At 31.5% G+C, this 762-nt stretch carries 1 protein-coding gene; it reads left to right on the top strand.

The features are described 5' to 3' along the window. The first annotated feature begins 230 nt into the window (after positions 1–230). Entirely contained in the window at positions 231–389 is a 159-nt protein-coding gene (locus tag AC1DSL_RS19020; RefSeq protein ID WP_477533450.1) for a tRNA U-34 5-methylaminomethyl-2-thiouridine biosynthesis protein, read from the top strand. The last annotated feature ends 373 nt before the right edge of the window (positions 390–762 follow it).

The raw sequence follows: 762 nt of genomic DNA, 5'->3' as shown, positions 1-762 counted from the left end.
GGCATATGCCAGGTGAATAAATATGGTTTTTCTTCTTCAACTAACGGGGCAGTTTAGTTTAATAAGCAAAATGGATTTATGCTTATTTTAAATAGAAAATTTATTTAAAATTGGAACCTCAATTGTTTCAAATGTATTAAAGTAAAGCAGCAGTTTAGTTCAATAACCAGTTTAATGAGAACGACTTAGTGATAATACTAAAACAATTCAGACTGTATGGGAGGTAACTTATGAAAAATTTATTTTTAGCAATTTTAGGGGCAGTAGTAATGTGGTTAGTACTCAGTTTCATTACAAAAGATTTTGAAATGATTTCTTTAACTACACTTATTATTGGTATTGTGCTTGGATTTGGGATTGGTAAGAAAGAGAAAGAAACTTCAGAGTAACAGATTTTTTGATTGTTTGAGGGTACATACTAAAGGACTAACGATTCTTTTTGTCATTAACGATATTTAACTAACGGGTGCTTTAGTTGAAGAGCATTTGGTTGCTTAGGCGGATCATTTTCTTATTGAACTAACGGGGTAGTTTAGTTGAATAAGGATGTGGAGAAAATAATAAGAAATTAGGGGTAAAAATTATATGAACTTATTTGTTAGTACAGATAGTTTAAATGCTCTTCCTTCCCGTAACGAGTTAAAAGAGGTGATGTGGGAAAATGCTAATAATATTTCTCACGCTTTTGATTTAAAAGAATTCAACTGCCTGATGTTATCTTGGGATAAATGGCTAGATGATAACAGATGGAGGGGGTTAAAC

The sequence above is a fragment of the Paenisporosarcina sp. P4_D4 genome (assembly GCF_056401835.1).
The sequence above is the reverse complement of the archived record's forward strand: the minus strand, read 5'-3'. Positions and strand labels throughout refer to the sequence as shown.